Source organism: Salipiger abyssi (assembly GCF_017311415.1).
Taxonomy (GTDB): Bacteria; Pseudomonadota; Alphaproteobacteria; order Rhodobacterales; family Rhodobacteraceae; genus Salipiger; species Salipiger abyssi_A.
In genome coordinates, this window is the sequence record NZ_JAEKIS010000040.1 from 1 (window position 1) to 15,535 (window position 15,535).

At 60.5% G+C, this 15,535-nt stretch carries 14 protein-coding genes and 3 pseudogenes; 10 read left to right on the forward strand and 7 right to left on the reverse strand.

Annotated features, from left to right (window positions below; genetic code table 11):
* Positions 1–109: 109 nt before the first annotated feature.
* Positions 110–247, forward strand: a pseudogene (locus I6N89_RS25625) (IS6 family transposase); the annotation flags it as partial.
* A gap of 63 nt (positions 248–310) precedes the next feature.
* Here the strand turns inward: I6N89_RS25625 and I6N89_RS24380 are convergent.
* Positions 311–1,072: a DeoR/GlpR family DNA-binding transcription regulator gene (locus I6N89_RS24380; RefSeq protein WP_207020865.1), complete on the reverse strand. Its 762-nt coding sequence runs from the start codon at positions 1,070–1,072 to the stop codon at positions 311–313.
* Between the two features lie 235 nt (positions 1,073–1,307).
* Here I6N89_RS24380 and glpD point away from each other — a divergent pair, with 235 nt between their 5' ends.
* From glpD to I6N89_RS24425, 9 genes are all read left to right on the forward strand, one after another.
* Complete coding sequence (glpD, locus tag I6N89_RS24385) at positions 1,308–2,903, forward strand: glycerol-3-phosphate dehydrogenase (RefSeq protein WP_207020866.1); 1,596 nt, start codon at positions 1,308–1,310, stop codon at positions 2,901–2,903.
* Positions 2,904–2,945: 42 nt separating this feature from the next.
* Entirely contained in the window at positions 2,946–4,034 is a 1,089-nt protein-coding gene (locus tag I6N89_RS24390) for an ABC transporter ATP-binding protein (protein WP_207020867.1), read from the forward strand.
* Between the two features lie 12 nt (positions 4,035–4,046).
* Positions 4,047–5,132, forward strand: a complete 1,086-nt coding sequence (locus I6N89_RS24395) for an ABC transporter ATP-binding protein (RefSeq protein ID WP_207020868.1) — start codon at positions 4,047–4,049, stop codon at positions 5,130–5,132.
* Entirely contained in the window at positions 5,132–6,004 is an 873-nt protein-coding gene (locus tag I6N89_RS24400; protein ID WP_207020869.1) for a carbohydrate ABC transporter permease, read from the forward strand. Before I6N89_RS24395 ends, I6N89_RS24400 begins: the two co-directional genes overlap by 1 nt.
* Position 6,005: 1 nt before the next feature.
* Positions 6,006–6,857 (forward strand): carbohydrate ABC transporter permease, encoded by an 852-nt coding sequence (locus I6N89_RS24405; RefSeq protein ID WP_207020870.1) that lies wholly within the window; start codon positions 6,006–6,008, stop codon positions 6,855–6,857.
* Between the two features lie 15 nt (positions 6,858–6,872).
* The gene (locus tag I6N89_RS24410) at positions 6,873–7,145 is read left to right on the forward strand and encodes a DUF2160 domain-containing protein (RefSeq protein WP_088652784.1); all 273 of its coding nucleotides are present in this window, start codon (positions 6,873–6,875) and stop codon (positions 7,143–7,145) included.
* Positions 7,146–7,202: 57 nt separating this feature from the next.
* Positions 7,203–8,909 (forward strand): ABC transporter substrate-binding protein, encoded by a 1,707-nt coding sequence (locus I6N89_RS24415; protein WP_207020871.1) that lies wholly within the window; start codon positions 7,203–7,205, stop codon positions 8,907–8,909.
* Positions 8,910–9,011: 102 nt separating this feature from the next.
* Positions 9,012–10,496: a glycerol kinase GlpK gene (gene glpK, locus I6N89_RS24420; protein WP_207020872.1), complete on the forward strand. Its 1,485-nt coding sequence runs from the start codon at positions 9,012–9,014 to the stop codon at positions 10,494–10,496.
* Positions 10,496–11,653: an iron-containing alcohol dehydrogenase gene (locus I6N89_RS24425; protein ID WP_207020873.1), complete on the forward strand. Its 1,158-nt coding sequence runs from the start codon at positions 10,496–10,498 to the stop codon at positions 11,651–11,653. Before glpK ends, I6N89_RS24425 begins: the two co-directional genes overlap by 1 nt.
* Before the next feature lie 282 nt (positions 11,654–11,935).
* Here the strand turns inward: I6N89_RS24425 and I6N89_RS24430 are convergent.
* The 6 genes and pseudogenes from I6N89_RS24430 to I6N89_RS24455 all read right to left on the reverse strand — a co-directional run.
* A pseudogene (locus I6N89_RS24430) lies at positions 11,936–12,505 on the reverse strand (IS6 family transposase); the annotation flags it as partial.
* Positions 12,502–12,954 (reverse strand): annotated as a pseudogene (locus I6N89_RS24435) (IS5 family transposase); the annotation flags it as partial. The pseudogenes I6N89_RS24435 and I6N89_RS24430, both read right to left, overlap by 4 nt.
* Positions 12,929–14,554, reverse strand: coding sequence for an IS66 family transposase (tnpC, locus tag I6N89_RS24440; protein WP_207020874.1), 1,626 nt, complete (start codon positions 14,552–14,554; stop codon positions 12,929–12,931). The pseudogene I6N89_RS24435 and the gene tnpC, both read right to left, overlap by 26 nt.
* Before the next feature lie 60 nt (positions 14,555–14,614).
* The gene (gene tnpB, locus I6N89_RS24445) at positions 14,615–14,965 is read right to left on the reverse strand and encodes an IS66 family insertion sequence element accessory protein TnpB (protein ID WP_207020875.1); all 351 of its coding nucleotides are present in this window, start codon (positions 14,963–14,965) and stop codon (positions 14,615–14,617) included.
* A complete protein-coding gene (tnpA, locus tag I6N89_RS24450; protein WP_207020876.1) occupies positions 14,962–15,357 on the reverse strand; it encodes an IS66-like element accessory protein TnpA in 396 nt (131 codons plus the stop codon). The genes tnpB and tnpA overlap by 4 nt, the downstream gene beginning before the upstream one ends.
* The coding region (locus I6N89_RS24455) for a hypothetical protein (protein ID WP_207020877.1) at positions 15,345–15,535 on the reverse strand (191 nt) is incomplete at its 5' end. The genes tnpA and I6N89_RS24455, both read right to left, overlap by 13 nt.

The window sequence follows — 15,535 nt, forward strand, 5'->3', positions numbered from 1 at the left end:
CTCTCCGTGATCTGCGCGACGGCGTCTTTCTTGAAATCGTCGCTGAACTTGGTGCTGCTCATCATGGCCTCCTTGCCTCAAAATTAGCAAAGAAAGCGTCCACGATACACGGGGCTATTCAATCCACGATCAAACCGCCGCTCTGTTTCGCCCTAAACGTCACCGACTTTCAGCCCGTTCCTACCGCCACGCCAGAGCCGATGCCTTCGAAATTTGGGCTGAGTATGCACGCGAGTTGATCGCTTGAAAATTACGCGCAGCCCCGTTCTTGAGTGCCATCAATAATAACCTGACAATGCCAGACTTACGCTCAGCCGCCCGAAACCACCTCTGTGTTCCAGCTCTTGCAGGCTTGGGACAGCTCAGCCGGAACGGCATGATCGGTGAAATACACGTCGATGTCGGACAGCGATGCGATCCTTGCGGGGGCGCTTCTTGAGAATTTGGTGTGATCCGCGACGAGAAAAACCTTGCGCGATTGCCGCAGGATCGTCTGGCTCACACTGACCTCCTGAATGTCGAAATCCAAAAGATCGCCATCACGGTCGAGCGCGGAACAGCCGATGACCGCCAGATCGAATTTGAATTGGCGGATGGTCTCTGCGGCCAGATTGCCGACCAAGCCGCCATCGGACCGCCGCAAATGCCCGCCGGTCACGATGACTTCGCAATTGCTGTTCCCGGCCAGAATGTTGGCGACATTCATATTGTTGGTGACGACCATCAAATCCCTGTGCTGCAACAACTCCTGCGCGACAGCTTCCGTGCTCGTCCCAATGTTGATAAACAACGAAATCCCGTTGGGAATTCGCGACGCACAGGCCCGCGCAATCGCGCTCTTGGCCTCGGCGTTCAACTGCCGACGGTCTTCGTACCCGATATTGATGGTGCCGGACGCCAGCACCGCCCCGCCATGCACCCGCTCGACACGCCCCAGTTCCGCCAATTCGGACAGGTCGCGGCGAATGGTTTGAAGCGTCACACCAAAATGCTCTGCCAACCGCTCGACCGTGACCTTCCCCTCTTTGCGTGTCATTTCGAGAATCTCGGGGTGACGAAAGTTGTTGGACATAGATGTTCGCTTTGCTTCGTTTCTGTGGCTTCATGGAAAGAGACGCGAAAACCCGATGCGAATCCAGTCAATTCATTGCCGCACCTGCGGAGTTCCCCCGATCTTTTCTTCGCAGTTGCAGAAATATCTGGCCTAACTTGTTGATTTTTCTCAATCAAACAAAAACGAAAACAAATAGCTTGCGTTTCTGATCTTTTCCAACCAACTTGAGCGCCAAGACTTGGGAGGAAAACCTGTGCAGAGGAATGACAGCACACATCCCGTCGATCTTTTTGTGATCGGCGGCGGCATCAATGGCTGTGGCATTGCGCGCGACGCGGCGGGACGGGGTTTTTCCGTGACGCTCGCGGAGATGAGCGACCTGGCCTCTGCGACCTCGTCTTCCTCCACAAAACTCTTTCACGGCGGGCTACGCTATCTCGAATATTTCGAGTTCCGCTTGGTCCGTGAGGCTCTGATCGAGCGCGAAGTTCTCCTGCGCGCCATGCCGCACATCAGCTGGCCGATGCGTTTTGTCCTTCCTTATCATAAGGATATGCGCTTCGAATCCGAAACGCCGACCTCGAAACTTCTGTCTGTCGTGATGCCCTGGATGAAAGGGCGCCGGCCGGCATGGCTGATCCGGCTTGGCCTGTTCATGTATGACCATCTGGGTGGGCGCAAAATCCTGCAGGGCACGAAAACCGTCGATCTGACGGCAACGCCGGAGGGCGCGCCGCTTCAGGAACGCTTTGCCAAAGCCTATGAATATTCCGATTGCTGGGTCGAGGATTGCCGCCTTGTGATCCTCAATGCCCGCGACGCAGAGGCGCGCGGTGCGGCGATCCTGACGCGCACCAAAGTGACCCATGCGACGCGCGAAGGCGATCTCTGGCGTGTCGAAACGAAAGATATGGAACATGGCCGAACCGCCACCCATTACGCCAAAATGCTGGTGAATGCGGGCGGGCCTTGGGTCGGCGACGTGATTCACGACAAAATCGACCTGCCGTCGAAAGAGGGCGTGCGACTGGTACGCGGCAGCCATATCGTGACCCGCAAGCTCTACGATCACGACAAATGCTATTTCTTTCAGGGCACCGACGGGCGGATCATTTTCGCCATCCCCTATGAAACGGATTTCACCCTGATCGGCACCACGGACGCCGAACACAGCGACCCGTCGCTCAAACCCACCTGTACCGACGAAGAACGCGACTATCTGATCGCCTTTGCCAACAAATATTTCAAAGCGCCAATCAGCGCCGAGGATGTGGTCTGGAGCTATTCCGGCGTCCGCCCGCTTTATGATGACGGAGCGTCATCGGCGACAGCGGCAACGCGGGACTATACGCTCAAGGTCGATGCAGAGGGCGGTGCGCCGGTGCTCAACATCTTCGGGGGGAAAATCACGACCTATCGGCGGCTGGCGGAAAGCGCGCTTGAGAAAATCTCGGAACACCTGCCGGACACAAAGGGCCAGTGGACGGCAGGTGTGCCGCTCGCAGGCGGGGATTTCCCGGTCGGCGGGTTTGACCGGCTTGTCTCCGAACTTCGTGCGCAATTCGGGTTTCTGACCCCGTTCTGGGCGCGGCGTCTGGTGCGTGCCTACGGCACCGAAGCGCGTGACGTGCTGGGAGACGCAAAGAGTGCCGAGGCACTGGGACGTGATTTCGGCGCGACCCTGACCGAGACCGAAGTGACATGGCTGATGGAGCGCGAATATGCGCGCACGGCCGAGGATATTGTTTGGCGCCGCTCAAAGCTTGGGCTGCGTCTGGATGAAACGCAGATCCATGATCTGGATGACTGGATGAAGACCCGCCGCGCGGGGAGTGCCGCAGCTGAATAAAGCCAAAGGCCAAAGACAATAAGGCGCGGGGAGGAGGACCTAATGACGCTGGAACTGAAGGGCGTGTCAAAAATCGTCGAGGGGCAACTGCATATTGCCGCGACCGATCTGACGCTCGAAAAAGGAACGATGAACGTTCTGCTGGGGCCGACCCTGTCGGGGAAGACCTCGCTGATGCGTCTGATGGCCGGGCTCGATCAACCGAGCGCCGGGCGGATTTTCTGGGACGGAAAAGACGTCACCGGCATGCGGGTTCAGGATCGCAAGGTTGCGATGGTGTATCAGCAATTCATCAACTACCCCTCGATGAGCGTCTATGACAACATCGCCTCGCCGATGAAGCTGATGGGCGCGGACAAGGCGGAGATCGACGCGCGGGTGCGGGAAACGGCAGAGCTGATGAAGCTGACGCCGATGCTGGACCGCAAACCTCTGGAACTGTCAGGCGGGCAACAACAACGCTGTGCTCTGGCGCGGGCGCTGGTGAAAAACGCCGGGCTTGTGCTTCTGGATGAGCCGCTCGCCAACCTCGATTACAAGCTGCGCGAGGAGTTGCGCGTCGAGATTCCGAAGATTTTCGAAGCCTCTGGCTCGATCTTTGTCTATGCGACGACGGAACCCGAAGAGGCGCTTTTGCTCGGCGGCAATACCGCGACGCTCTGGGAGGGCCGTGTGACGCAATTCGGGCCGACGCCCGAGGTCTATCGCCAGCCGGTGGATGCCACGACGGCGCGGGTGTTCTCCGATCCACCGATGAATTTCCTGCAAATCTCCAAGACCGGCGATCGGTTGATGTTCGGTGACGGACAAAGCGCGAAAGCCACCGGCAAGCTCGCGGAACTGCCCGACGGGCGCTACACCGCCGGGTTCCGTCCGAACCACCTAGAGATCCTGCAACATGCTGAGAATGCGATGAAGTTCACCACAAAATTGCATGTCACGGAGCTGACCGGGTCGGAAACTTTTGTCCACCTCGATCACCATGGCGCGCGTTGGGTCGGGTTGATCCACGGCGTGCACGATCTCGAGATTGGCGCCGCGCTCGACGTCTGGCTCGACCCGCGTCATGTCTATGTGTTCGGCGAAGACGGGGGGCTCGTTGCGCCCGCCGCCTATGCGATGGCGGCGTGAGGAGGCGCGATCATGGCTAGAATTACACTCGACAACCTTGCGCATTCCTACAATCCTACGCCCACGTCGGAGAACGACTATGCGCTCAAGGAACTGAATTACGACTGGGAAGATGGTGAGGCCTATGCGCTTTTGGGCTCGTCCGGCTGTGGCAAGTCCACGTTGCTCAATATCATTTCGGGGCTGTTGATGCCCTCGCAGGGGCGCATTCTGTTCGACGGCAAAGACGTCACCCGCGCCCCCACGGCGGAGCGCAACATCGCGCAGGTGTTCCAATTCCCGGTGGTCTACGACACGATGACCGTACACGACAATCTGGCCTTTCCGCTCCGCAACCGGGGCCGCGACGAGGCCTATGTGGCCGAGCGCGTTCAGGAAATCGCCAAGATGATCGGTATGGAAGACATGCTGCGCAAAAAGGCGCGCGGGCTGGGTGCGGATGCCAAGCAAAAGATCTCTCTTGGGCGTGGCATGGTGCGCAAGGACGTGAACGCGCTTTTGTTCGACGAACCCCTGACCGTGATCGATCCGCATATGAAATGGGAACTCAGAACCCAGCTCAAAAAGCTGCACCACGATTTCGGCCATACGATGATCTATGTGACCCACGACCAGACGGAGGCGCTGACCTTCGCCGATAAGGTGGTGGTGATGTATGACGGGCGCGTGGTTCAGATCGGCACGCCTGAGGAGTTGTTCGAACGGCCCGCCCATACGTTTGTGGGCTATTTCATCGGCTCGCCGGGCATGAATGTGATCCCCGCCAAGGTCGAGGGCACAAAGGCCTATATCAATGGGTCGGAAATTGCGCTTGGGGCGGGTTATGCACCCGTCGACGGCAAGGTGGAGATCGGTGTGCGGCCCGAATTCGCGCGGTTGAGCGAAAGCGAAGGCCTGCCCGTGAAAGTGCGCCGCGTCGAGGATGCCGGGCGTCACAAGATCATCCGTGCCGAATTCTTTGGCCAAGACATCAACATCATCGCAGGCGAGGACGATCCCGTGCGCGCGGACATGACCCGCGTCACCTTCGATCCGGCGCGCGTGAATGTCTATGCGAACGACTGGCGTGTGGCGCCGCAAGGCGAGGAGGCCGCGTGATGCAACAGAAAACAACCAATCACAAAGCATGGTTCCTTGTGCTGCCGGTTTTGGTGCTTGTGGCGTTCTCCGCCGTGATCCCACTCATGACCGTGGTGAACTATTCCGTGCAGGACACCTTCGGCAACAACCAGTTCTTCTGGGCGGGGCTTGAGTGGTTCCAGGAGATGCTCTCGGACGAGCGGATGTGGAACGCGCTGCAACGTCAGTTGATGTTCTCCGGCATCATCCTTGCCATCGAAATTCCGCTGGGCATTTTTGTGGCGCTCAACATGCCGAAATCGGGCTTTTGGTCCTCCTTCTGCCTCGTGGTCATGTCGCTCCCGCTTTTGATCCCATGGAATGTGGTCGGCACGATCTGGCAGATTTTCGGACGCGTTGACATTGGCCTTCTGGGCTACACACTTGATGCGCTTGGGATCGACTACAACTACACGCAGGACACGATCTCCGCCTGGATCACCATCATCGTGATGGATGTCTGGCATTGGACGTCACTGGTGGCACTTCTGGCCTTCGCCGGTCTCAAATCCATCCCCGACGCCTATTATCAGGCCGCGCGGATCGATCAGGCAAACCGTTGGAAAGTGTTCCGCTTCATCGAACTGCCCAAGATGATGGGCGTTTTGATGATCGCCATTCTCCTGCGCTTTATGGACAGCTTCATGATCTACACCGAACCCTTCGTGGTGACGGGCGGCGGTCCGGGCAATGCGACGACGCTTTTGTCCATCGACCTCGTCAAGATGGCTCTCGGCCAGTTCGATCTCGGACCTGCCGCCGCCTTCTCCTTGATGTATTTCCTCGTGATCCTGTTGATTTCATGGGTGTTCTACACCGTCATGGTCAACCTCGACAAAAAGGGCATGTAAGATGACGGACGCAACCGCACTCACACCCGCCACCCGCGCGCGCAGCCTGCCCAAGGTGAAAGGCCGCGCCGTGGTGATGACGCTCTATCTTCTGTTCCTCATGTTGCCGATCTACTGGCTGTTGAACATGAGCCTGAAGACCAACGCGGAAATTCTGGGCAGTTTCTCGCTTTGGCCACAAAACCTGACGTTCGAGAACTACGTCACGATCCTCACCGACGAGGCGTGGTATATGGGCTACGTCAACTCGATGATCTACGTGGTGATGAACACGGTGATCTCGCTCGCCGTAGCCCTGCCCGCCGCCTATGCGTTTTCGCGCTACAATTTCCTCGGCGACAAGCACCTGTTCTTTTGGCTTTTGACCAACCGCATGGCGCCGCCGGCCGTCTTTGCCCTGCCCTTCTTTCAGCTCTATTCCTCGATCGGGTTGTTCGACACGCATATCGCCGTGGCTCTGGCGCATTGTCTCTTTAACGTGCCGCTCGCCGTCTGGATCCTCGAAGGGTTCATGCGCGGCGTGCCGAAGGAAATCGACGAAACCGCCTATATCGACGGCTATGGCTTTGGGCGCTTCTTCGTGAAGATTTTCATGCCACTCATCGCCTCGGGCATCGGTGTGGCTGCGTTCTTCTGCTTCATGTTCTCTTGGGTCGAACTGCTCTTGTCACGCACGCTGACCTCGGTGGACGCCAAACCCATCGCCGCCACCATGACCCGCACCGTGGGTGCGGCAGGCGTCGACTGGGGCGTGCTGGCCGCCGCCGGGGTGCTCACCATCGTGCCGGGCGCGCTCGTGATCTACTTCGTGCGCAACTACATCGCCAAGGGCTTTGCCCTCGGTCGGGTCTAAGAGGAGGAATTCGACATGGACTGGATGGCATGGACATGGCCGACCGCCGCCTTTTTCGGAACGATTGCAACGCTTTTGGTGATTTTCACCATTCTGGCGATCAAATTCCCCGAAACGCCGCGCGTTGGCGTGTTGGGCATCGAGACCACGCGTGGGGATCGTTTGTTCATCACCCTTCTGGGCTCGGCCTTCATCAATCTTGCATGGCTCGGTCTGGTCGGCGCCAACCAAGCGCTCGCGCTTGTCGTTTGCCTGATCTTTGCAGCCATCGTCTTTCGCTGGGTCTGAGGAGGCCCCGCGACGGATCGACACCTAAAAACAAAGGTTCACATAGGGAGGAAACCAATGAACCATCGTCTCAAGACAACCACCGCACTGGCGTTAGGCCTCGGCCTTTTGTCGGTGCCCGCTTTCGCCGATATGGATGCGGCCAAGGCGTTCCTCGATGCGGAAATCGGCGATCAGTCGGCGCTGTCCCGCGCCGATCAAGAAGCCGAAATGCAGTGGTTCATCGACGCGGCCCAGCCTTTCGCAGGCATGGAGATCAAGGTCGTCTCGGAAACCATCACCACGCATGAATATGAATCTCAGGTGCTCGCCCCCGCGTTCGAGGCGATCACCGGCATCAAGATCACCCACGACCTGATCGGCGAAGGCGATGTGGTCGAGAAACTGCAAACTCAGATGCAGTCCGGCGAAAACATCTATGACGCCTATGTCAACGACAGCGACCTGATCGGCACCCACTGGCGCTATCAACAGGTGCGCAACCTCACCGACTTCATGGCCAACGAAGGCGCGGATGTCACCAACCCCGGTCTCGATCTCGACGACTACATCGGCACCCAGTTCACCACCGCGCCCGATGGCAAGCTCTATCAGCTTCCCGACCAGCAATTCGCGAACCTTTACTGGTTCCGTTACGATTGGTTCACCGATCCCGCAATCATGGCCGAGTTCAAAGAGAAATACGGCTACGAGCTTGGCGTTCCGGTCAACTGGGCGGCCTATGAGGACATCGCCGAGTTCTTCACCGGACGTGAGATCGACGGGGTCGAGGTCTATGGCTCCATGGACTACGGCAAGAAAGACCCGTCCCTGGGCTGGCGCTACACCGACGCATGGATGTCCATGGCCGGGATGGGCGACAAGGGTGAACCCAACGGCCTTCCGGTCGATGAATGGGGCATCCGCGTGAACGAGAACTCGCAACCTGTCGGCGCCTGTATGGCACGCGGCGGCGCGGCGAACTCTCCGGCGGCGGTCTATGCGGTGGAGAAAGCCATCGATTGGCTGAACAAATACTCGCCGCCCTCCGCCATGGGAATGACCTTCTCGGAGGCCGGTCCGGTTCCGGGTCAGGGCAACATCGCGCAACAGATGTTCATGTACACCACCTTTGTCGCACCTCTGGTCGACAGCCCGGCGGTGATGAACGAGGACGGCACCCCGAAATGGCGTCTCGCCCCCAGCCCGCATGGCGTCTACTGGGAAGACGGCATGAAGGTCGGCTATCAGGACGTGGGCTCCTGGACGCTGATGAAATCCACGCCGGAGGATCGCGCCAAGGCCGCTTGGCTCTATGCGCAATTCGTGGGGTCCAAGACCGTCGATGTAAAGAAATCCCATGTCGGTCTGACCTTTACCCGCGAATCCACCATCCAGCATGAAAGCTTCTCCGATCGTGCGCCGAAACTTGGCGGTCTCGTCGAGTTCTACCGCTCGCCCGACCGCGTGCGCTGGTCGCCCACCGGCACCAACGTCCCGGATTACCCGAAGCTCGCCCAGCTGTGGTGGCAGAACATCGGCGATGCCATGTCTGGCGCGAAATCCGCGCAAGACGCGCTCGACAGCCTCTGCTCTGACATGGAACGTGTGATGGAGCGCCTCGAACGTGCTGGCATCCAAGGCGATCTTGGCCCTGTCATGAACGACGAGACAGACGCCGCCGAATGGCTCGCCATGGAAGGTGCGCCGAAACCGGCCATCGAGAACGAACGCGAGGAGCCGCAAACCGTCTCCTACGACGAACTCGTCGCCTCCTGGCAGTAAGTTCAGAAAGAGGGCGGGATCACCGCCCTCTTTTGCCCCTCTTTTCCGTCCAGCGCTCATGGCATAGCCTTGGACCGAGCAGAGACCGCCAAGGAGATGCATGTGACCTATATTCTTGCCATCGATCAGGGCACCACATCGACCCGCGCCATTCTGTTTGACGCAGACCTCTCCGTCACAGCCACCGCGCAGGAAGAATTCGAACAGCATTTCCCCCAAAGCGGCTGGGTCGAACATGACGCTTTCGATCTCTGGTCCACCACGGCGGCCACATGTCGTGCGGTGATCGAGAAATCCTCGGCGGATGTATCACACATCGCCGCCATCGGCATCACCAACCAGCGCGAAACCACGCTTGTCTGGGACAAGACCACCGGCCAGCCGATCTACAATGCCATCGTCTGGCAGGACCGCCGCACCTCCGAGCTCTGCAAGACGCTCAAGGCGGAAGGCTTTGAAGAGGTCGTCACGGAAAAGACCGGGCTTTTGCTCGATCCTTATTTTTCGGCGACGAAACTCAAATGGATTCTCGACAACGTGGAAGGCGCGCGAGACCGCGCCGAGGCGGGCGAGCTTTTGTTTGGCACGGTCGACAGCTGGCTCGTGTGGAAACTGACGGGCGGCAAGGTCCACGCCACCGACGCCACCAATGCGGCGCGCACCATGCTTTACGACATCCGCAAAGGCCATTGGTCCACGACGATTTGCAAACGCTTCGACATTCCCATGGCGATGTTGCCAGAGGTGCGCGATTGCGATGCCGATTTCGGCGAAACCCGCCCCGATCTCTTTGGTCGTCCGATCCCGATTTTGGGCATCGCGGGCGACCAGCAGGCGGCCACCATCGGTCAGGCCTGTTTCAAACCGGGCATGGTCAAATCCACCTATGGCACCGGCTGTTTCGCGCTTTTGAACACGGGCGAGACGCCGGTCATGTCGCAAAACCGGCTCTTGACCACCATCGCCTATCGCATCGGCGGCAAGACGACCTATGCGCTCGAAGGGTCGATCTTTATCGCGGGTGCCGTGGTGCAATGGCTGCGTGACGGGCTGAAAATCATCCGCGAAGCCTCCGAGACCCAGCCCCTGGCCGAAAGCGCCGACAAGACGCAGGACCTGATCCTTGTGCCCGCCTTCACCGGACTGGGCGCGCCCTATTGGAATGCGGAATGCCGCGGCGCGATGTTCGGGATGACACGCAACTCGGGGCCAGCGGAATTTGCCCGTGCCGCGCTTGAAAGTGTCGGCTATCAGACCCGCGACCTCTTGGAGGCCATGCATGCCGATTGGCAGGGCGAGGCCACCACGGCGCTGCGTGTCGATGGCGGCATGAGTGCCTCGGATTTCGCGATGCAATTCCTGTCCGACATCATTTCCGCGCCCGTCGATCGTCCAAAAGTCCTTGAGACCACGGCCATGGGCGCCGCCTGGCTCGCGGGTCAGCGGGCGGGCGTTTATCCCGACATGGAGGGCTTTGCCGCCACTTGGGCGCTGGAGCGCACCTTTGAGCCGACCATGGATGAGGCGACGCGACAGGCCAAATGCGACGGTTGGGCGCGGGCCGTTCGTGCCACGATGCTGGTCTGATGCCGGATCACGCCGACAGCCTCGCGTCCAATCCGGTCGCGGATCTCGCCTTTACCGCGCCCGCACGTTGCGTGATCGGACGCGGCGCGAAGGATCAGGTCGCAGCTTTGGTGCGCGAGATGGGGCAAAGGGTCCTCGTCTTGCGCAGCGCCTCGGTCCCCTGGGCCGATGTGCTGATCGAAGAACTCGACAGCCTAGGCGCACAGGTCACGCCGCTGACCGCCCGAGGCGAGCCGACCGTTGATCAGGTCCGCGACGCGGTGGCCCGCGCCCGTGCGTCCGCCGCCGAGTGTATCGTCGCCATTGGCGGCGGTGCGGTGATTGATCTGGGCAAGGCGGTGTCGGGGCTATGTGTCTCCGAAGGCGATGTGTTGGATCATCTCGGTCTCGGGCCAAATCCCGCGCCCAAACTCAACGCCCCCCTGCCCTTCGTCGCGATCCCGACCACCGCAGGCACCGGCGCAGAGGCCACCCGAAACGCCGTCATCGGCGTGCCCGATCAGGGGCTCAAGATCAGCCTGCGCGACACGCGTCTTGTGCCCGATCTGGCCGTGGTGGATGCCTCTTTGACCGATGGTCTGCCGAAACATCTGACGCTTTCCACGGGGCTCGATGCCCTGACGCAACTGATCGAGAGCTACCTGTCGAACCGCGCCAATCCGCTCACCGATGCCCTCGCCCGCGGCATGATCGGGCCCGCGGCCGCCGCGCTTCGGACGCTCATGACACATGAGGATGAAACCGCGCGCGACACTTTGGCCAAAGCCAGCTATCTAAGCGGTCTGGCACTGGCGAATTCCGGTCTTGGGATTGTCCACGGTCTTGCGGCTGTGATCGGCAGTCGTGGGGGTGCCCATGGCGCGATCTGCGGGCGTCTGCTCCCGGCCGCGCTGACGGTCAATCATGCCGCGCTGACGCAAGCAGGCAAGCCCACCGCGCGCTGCGAAGAGATCGAACGATGGGTGCAAGACGGGCTTGGACTGCCCCTGCGCGCTTTCATTGACGGGCATGGGCTGGCCTCTCTCGCCGAGCTGCACTGCGGCCCGCCGCTTTGGGAGGAAACCGCGCGACATGCCCTTTCGGCCTCTTCCACACAGGCCAACCCTGTGCCGCTCAGTCTCGCCGAGGTGCAGCAAATTCTAGAGCTTTCCGCCTGATCCGAGACGCAAAAGCGCACGCCACTGCCGCGAAAGTAAATCCTGACAACGCCTTGCCAAATCCCGCGCTTTCCGCAATCTTGCGCGCGATTTACGGCGGTTACGCCACATATGACCTCGGGAGGCTCTACCATGATCATTTCGCGCCGTGCGGCCCTTTTGGGTGCCGCCGCCATGACGCTTTGCAACCCCGCTCTGGCCCAGGACGCCGCCTGGCCGAGCCAGCCTCGGCATTGTCAGGTTATTATTGATGGCACTCAAGAACGGGGCTGCGCGTAATTTTCAAGCGATCAACTCGCGTGCATACTCAGCCCAAATTTCGAAGGCATCGGCTCTGGCGTGGCGGTAGGAACGGGCTGAAAGTCGGTGACGTTTAGGGCGAAACAGAGCGGCGGTTTGATCGTGGACCGACAAGAACCGTTGTGCCTGACCGGGCGACTTGAACCGGCCCATGATTTTCTCCCGCCGCCGCGTATGTCTGTGTGAAGCCTCGACACGATTGTTCAGCCCTTTGTGTTGGCGATGTTCGATGCCGGGAGCCAGGTCCGCCTTCGCCGCGCCGTATGACCGCAGCTTGTCGGTGATGATCACGCGCGGTTGACCCCAAACCTTGAACAGTTTTCTGAAGAAGCGCAGCGCCGCCGCCTTGTTTCGGCGGGTTTGGACCAAAATGTCCAGAACGTCACCATTGGCATCAACAGCTCGCCAAAGCCAATGCTTGCGGCCCTTGATCGGCACCACGACCTCGTCGAGATGCCATTTGTCGGCCGGGCGAGGTCTATCCCGGCGCACCTTCGCGGCAAACTGGGTGCCAAAACGCGCCACCCAGTCACGCACAGTTTCATAGGTCATGTTGACAAATGGCGGATCCAGAGACGGATCGACGTGATGTCAATGAAGCCGAGGAAGCTTTCCGCCGTCTTGTCGTAGCGGGTCGCGACACGCCTGGCGTTCTTGAGCTTGTTGAAGCAGCGTTCGACCAGATTACGCAGGCGATACAGCGAGCGATCGACACCAATCCGCTTCTTGCGGGACTTTCGCATCGGGATCACGGGCAGGACGTTGCGCGCTTCCATGCCGTCTCTGATCTTGTCTGCATCGTAGCCGCGATCCGCGAGTAGCACGCTCGGGCGGGGCAGATTATCCGCCATCACCAGATCGAAGCCGAGATAGTCCGACGTCTGGCCTGGCGTGATCTCTGTCCTCATGGGAAGCCCGTGTGCATTGACGAGGAGGTGGATTGAATAGCCCGTAAGCATCCGGCGTAGGCCGTGGTCATGCTGCGCGCCGGCGCTCCGATGGCTGCCAATTCCAGGGCAGAAGGTCCGGCACGCGTGATGCCGTTGTGCTGGGGAGCCGAGCGAGGACGTCAGCAAGCCACGCTTGCGGGTCGATGTCGTTCATCTTTGCCGTGACGATCAAGGAGTACATGAAGGCTGCTCGGTCGCCGCCGCGCTCGGAGCCGGCGAAGAGCCATGACCTTCTTCCCAGTGCAATCCCGCGAAGTGCGCGCTCGGCTGCATTGTTGGTCAAGCAGATCCGTCCGTCGTTCAGGAAGAGCGTGAAGGCGTCCCAACGGTCCTTCTTGAACATGTAGGCGATCGCCTTGGCGACGGGGTTGTGCTTCGACATGGTGCCCTGCTCGGTCTGCATCCAGTCGTGCAGGCCCTCGACCAGTGGGCGGACCAGCTGATGCCGGGCCTCGAGCCGGCTGGCGACGTCCAGGCCATTGATCTGGCGCTCGATGTCAAAGATGGCATCGATCTTCTTCACGGCTTCCAGCGCGACAGGCGATATGTCGTGCGCGGGCTTCTTCTGGCGGGCACTCTCCTTGATGTCCGCAAGCTCGAAGAACTTCCGTCGAGCATGGCTCCAGCAGAGAGCGCTCAGCACGGGGCCGGGATCACGCCCACCACGGTAGAGGTCGTTGTAGCCGCCATAGGCGTCAGCCTGGAGAACGCCCCGCCACCCTGCAAGATGCCGGTTCGGATGGGCCATTTCCCTGTCGCGCGAGAAGTAGAACAGCGCGGCTGGCGGCGCCCCGCCAGCAAAGGGCCGGTCATCTCTGACATAGGTCCAGAGCCGTGCTGTCTGCGTCCCTCCCTTCGCCAGGAGGGGGACCGTGGTGTCGTCGCCGTGCAGGCGCTCGGCCGCCAGAACATGGGTCCGGATCAGGCCATGGATCGGCTCAAGTGCGGCAGCACAGGCCCCGACCTGATCAGCCAGCGTCGAGAGGCTGAGATCGACGCCCTCCTTGGCGTAGCGCTCGGCCTGGCGGTTGAGCGGTTGGTGCTGCCCGAACTTCTCGAACAGAACCATCGCCAGCAGGTTCGGCCCAGCCCATCCCCGCGGCGTCGGATGGAATGGCGCGGGGGACTGACTGATCTTCTCGCAGATCCTGCAGGTGAACTTCTCACGGACGGTCTGGTTGACCTTCCACTGCCGAGGGATGACCTCGAGCGTCTCGGTGATGTCTTCGCCCATCTTCACGATGCGGTCCGACCCGCAGCAGGAGCAGGTGGTGGGCGCTTCGATGACTATGCGCTCGCGCGGGAGATGGTCCGGGAAAGGCTTGCGCGTCGGGCGGCGGCGTTCGAAGCCGGCGACGGCCGAGGTCTTCGCCACGTTCAGGGCTTCAATCTCGTCTTCGGTGGCGGCCGCCTCGAGCTCTTCGAGCTGCAGTTCCATCTGGTCGACCAGCCGGGCTCGGCGTTCCGAGCTGTGGCCATAGTGCTCTCGCCTGAGTTTGGCGATCTCCAGCTTCAGATGCTTGATCATCGCTTCCGAGGTCGAGACCACCGCCCGGGTCTGCGCCAGCTCGCTCTCGGCAGCCTCAGCGCGGGCCTCCGAAGCGGCAAGCGCGGCGCGCAGTCTGGCGATCTCGGAGGCGGTATCTGGCATGGCCAAAGCTTACCACGCAGGCACGCATACACCCAACAAAATAAGGGCTTAGAGGCGGCCTTATCCGGCTTTTGTCGGGCGCTGCGTCCAGCGCGGATTGCGCCAATCTATCCCCTCCAGGAGATAGCCGAGCTGGGCCGCAGAGATCTGCACCGCTTCGCCGGCTCCGCTGGACGGCCAGATGAACTTCCCCGCCTCGAGCCGCTTCGTGTAGAGCGACATGCCGACACCATCGTGCCAGAGCAATTTGACCAGGTCGCCCTTGCGGCCGCGGAAGCAGAAGATCTCGCCCGCATGCGGATCGCGCCCAAGCCCCTGCTGAACCGTCAGAGCCAAGGTGTTCATGCCGCGCCGCATGTCGGTCACCCCGCCTGCGATCCAGACGCGCACCCCCGCCGGGAACGCGATCATCGACCTTCCAGCACGGGCAAGAGGCGGGCCAAGGCATCGGGATTAACGGCCGAGGACACAAGCAAACGCCGCCCGTTCCTGAGCACGATCTCCACCTGGACATTCTTGGCGGCAGCACGTGGCGACGGATCGGAGGCCTCGGGCGCGAGAGTAAGCGGCACAAATGCCGGACCTGTCTCGAGGTCCAACTCACCGTTCCGATACTGACGCCGCCAAGTCGTCAGAAGGGAACGCGAGATCCCATGCCGCCGCGCCGTCGCTGTGACCTGGCGGTGTCCCAGATAGCTTTCCTTCACGACTTGGAGCTTATCCGCATCGTTCCAGTGTCGCCGACGCGGAACATCCCCGGCTGCCAGGATCTCGATCTCGGGTGTGAACTTTAGGTCGACCATAAGGTCGGACTTAGCATCACGCCCAAATCCCCGTCAGACGGCCCTCGCCGGAGGCGTACAATAGCCCCGTGTATCGTGGACGCTTTCTTTGCTAATTTTGAGGCAAGGAGGCCATGATGAGCAGCACCAAGTTCAGCGACGATTTCAAGAAAGACGCCGTCGCGCAGATCACGGAGAG

Coding starts and splice junctions, on each gene's coding strand:
- I6N89_RS24390 (WP_207020867.1), top strand. CDS start 2,946: ATGACGCTGGAACTGAAGGGCGTGTCAAAAATCGTCGAGGGGCAACTG.
- tnpA (WP_207020876.1), bottom strand. CDS start 15,357: ATGGTCGACCTAAAGTTCACACCCGAGATCGAGATCCTGGCAGCCGGG.
- I6N89_RS24395 (WP_207020868.1), top strand. CDS start 4,047: ATGGCTAGAATTACACTCGACAACCTTGCGCATTCCTACAATCCTACG.
- I6N89_RS24400 (WP_207020869.1), top strand. CDS start 5,132: ATGCAACAGAAAACAACCAATCACAAAGCATGGTTCCTTGTGCTGCCG.
- I6N89_RS24425 (WP_207020873.1), top strand. CDS start 10,496: ATGCCGGATCACGCCGACAGCCTCGCGTCCAATCCGGTCGCGGATCTC.
- I6N89_RS24410 (WP_088652784.1), top strand. CDS start 6,873: ATGGACTGGATGGCATGGACATGGCCGACCGCCGCCTTTTTCGGAACG.
- I6N89_RS24405 (WP_207020870.1), top strand. CDS start 6,006: ATGACGGACGCAACCGCACTCACACCCGCCACCCGCGCGCGCAGCCTG.
- tnpB (WP_207020875.1), bottom strand. CDS start 14,965: ATGATCGCGTTCCCGGCGGGGGTGCGCGTCTGGATCGCAGGCGGGGTG.
- I6N89_RS24415 (WP_207020871.1), top strand. CDS start 7,203: ATGAACCATCGTCTCAAGACAACCACCGCACTGGCGTTAGGCCTCGGC.
- tnpC (WP_207020874.1), bottom strand. CDS start 14,554: ATGCCAGATACCGCCTCCGAGATCGCCAGACTGCGCGCCGCGCTTGCC.
- I6N89_RS24380 (WP_207020865.1), bottom strand. CDS start 1,072: ATGTCCAACAACTTTCGTCACCCCGAGATTCTCGAAATGACACGCAAA.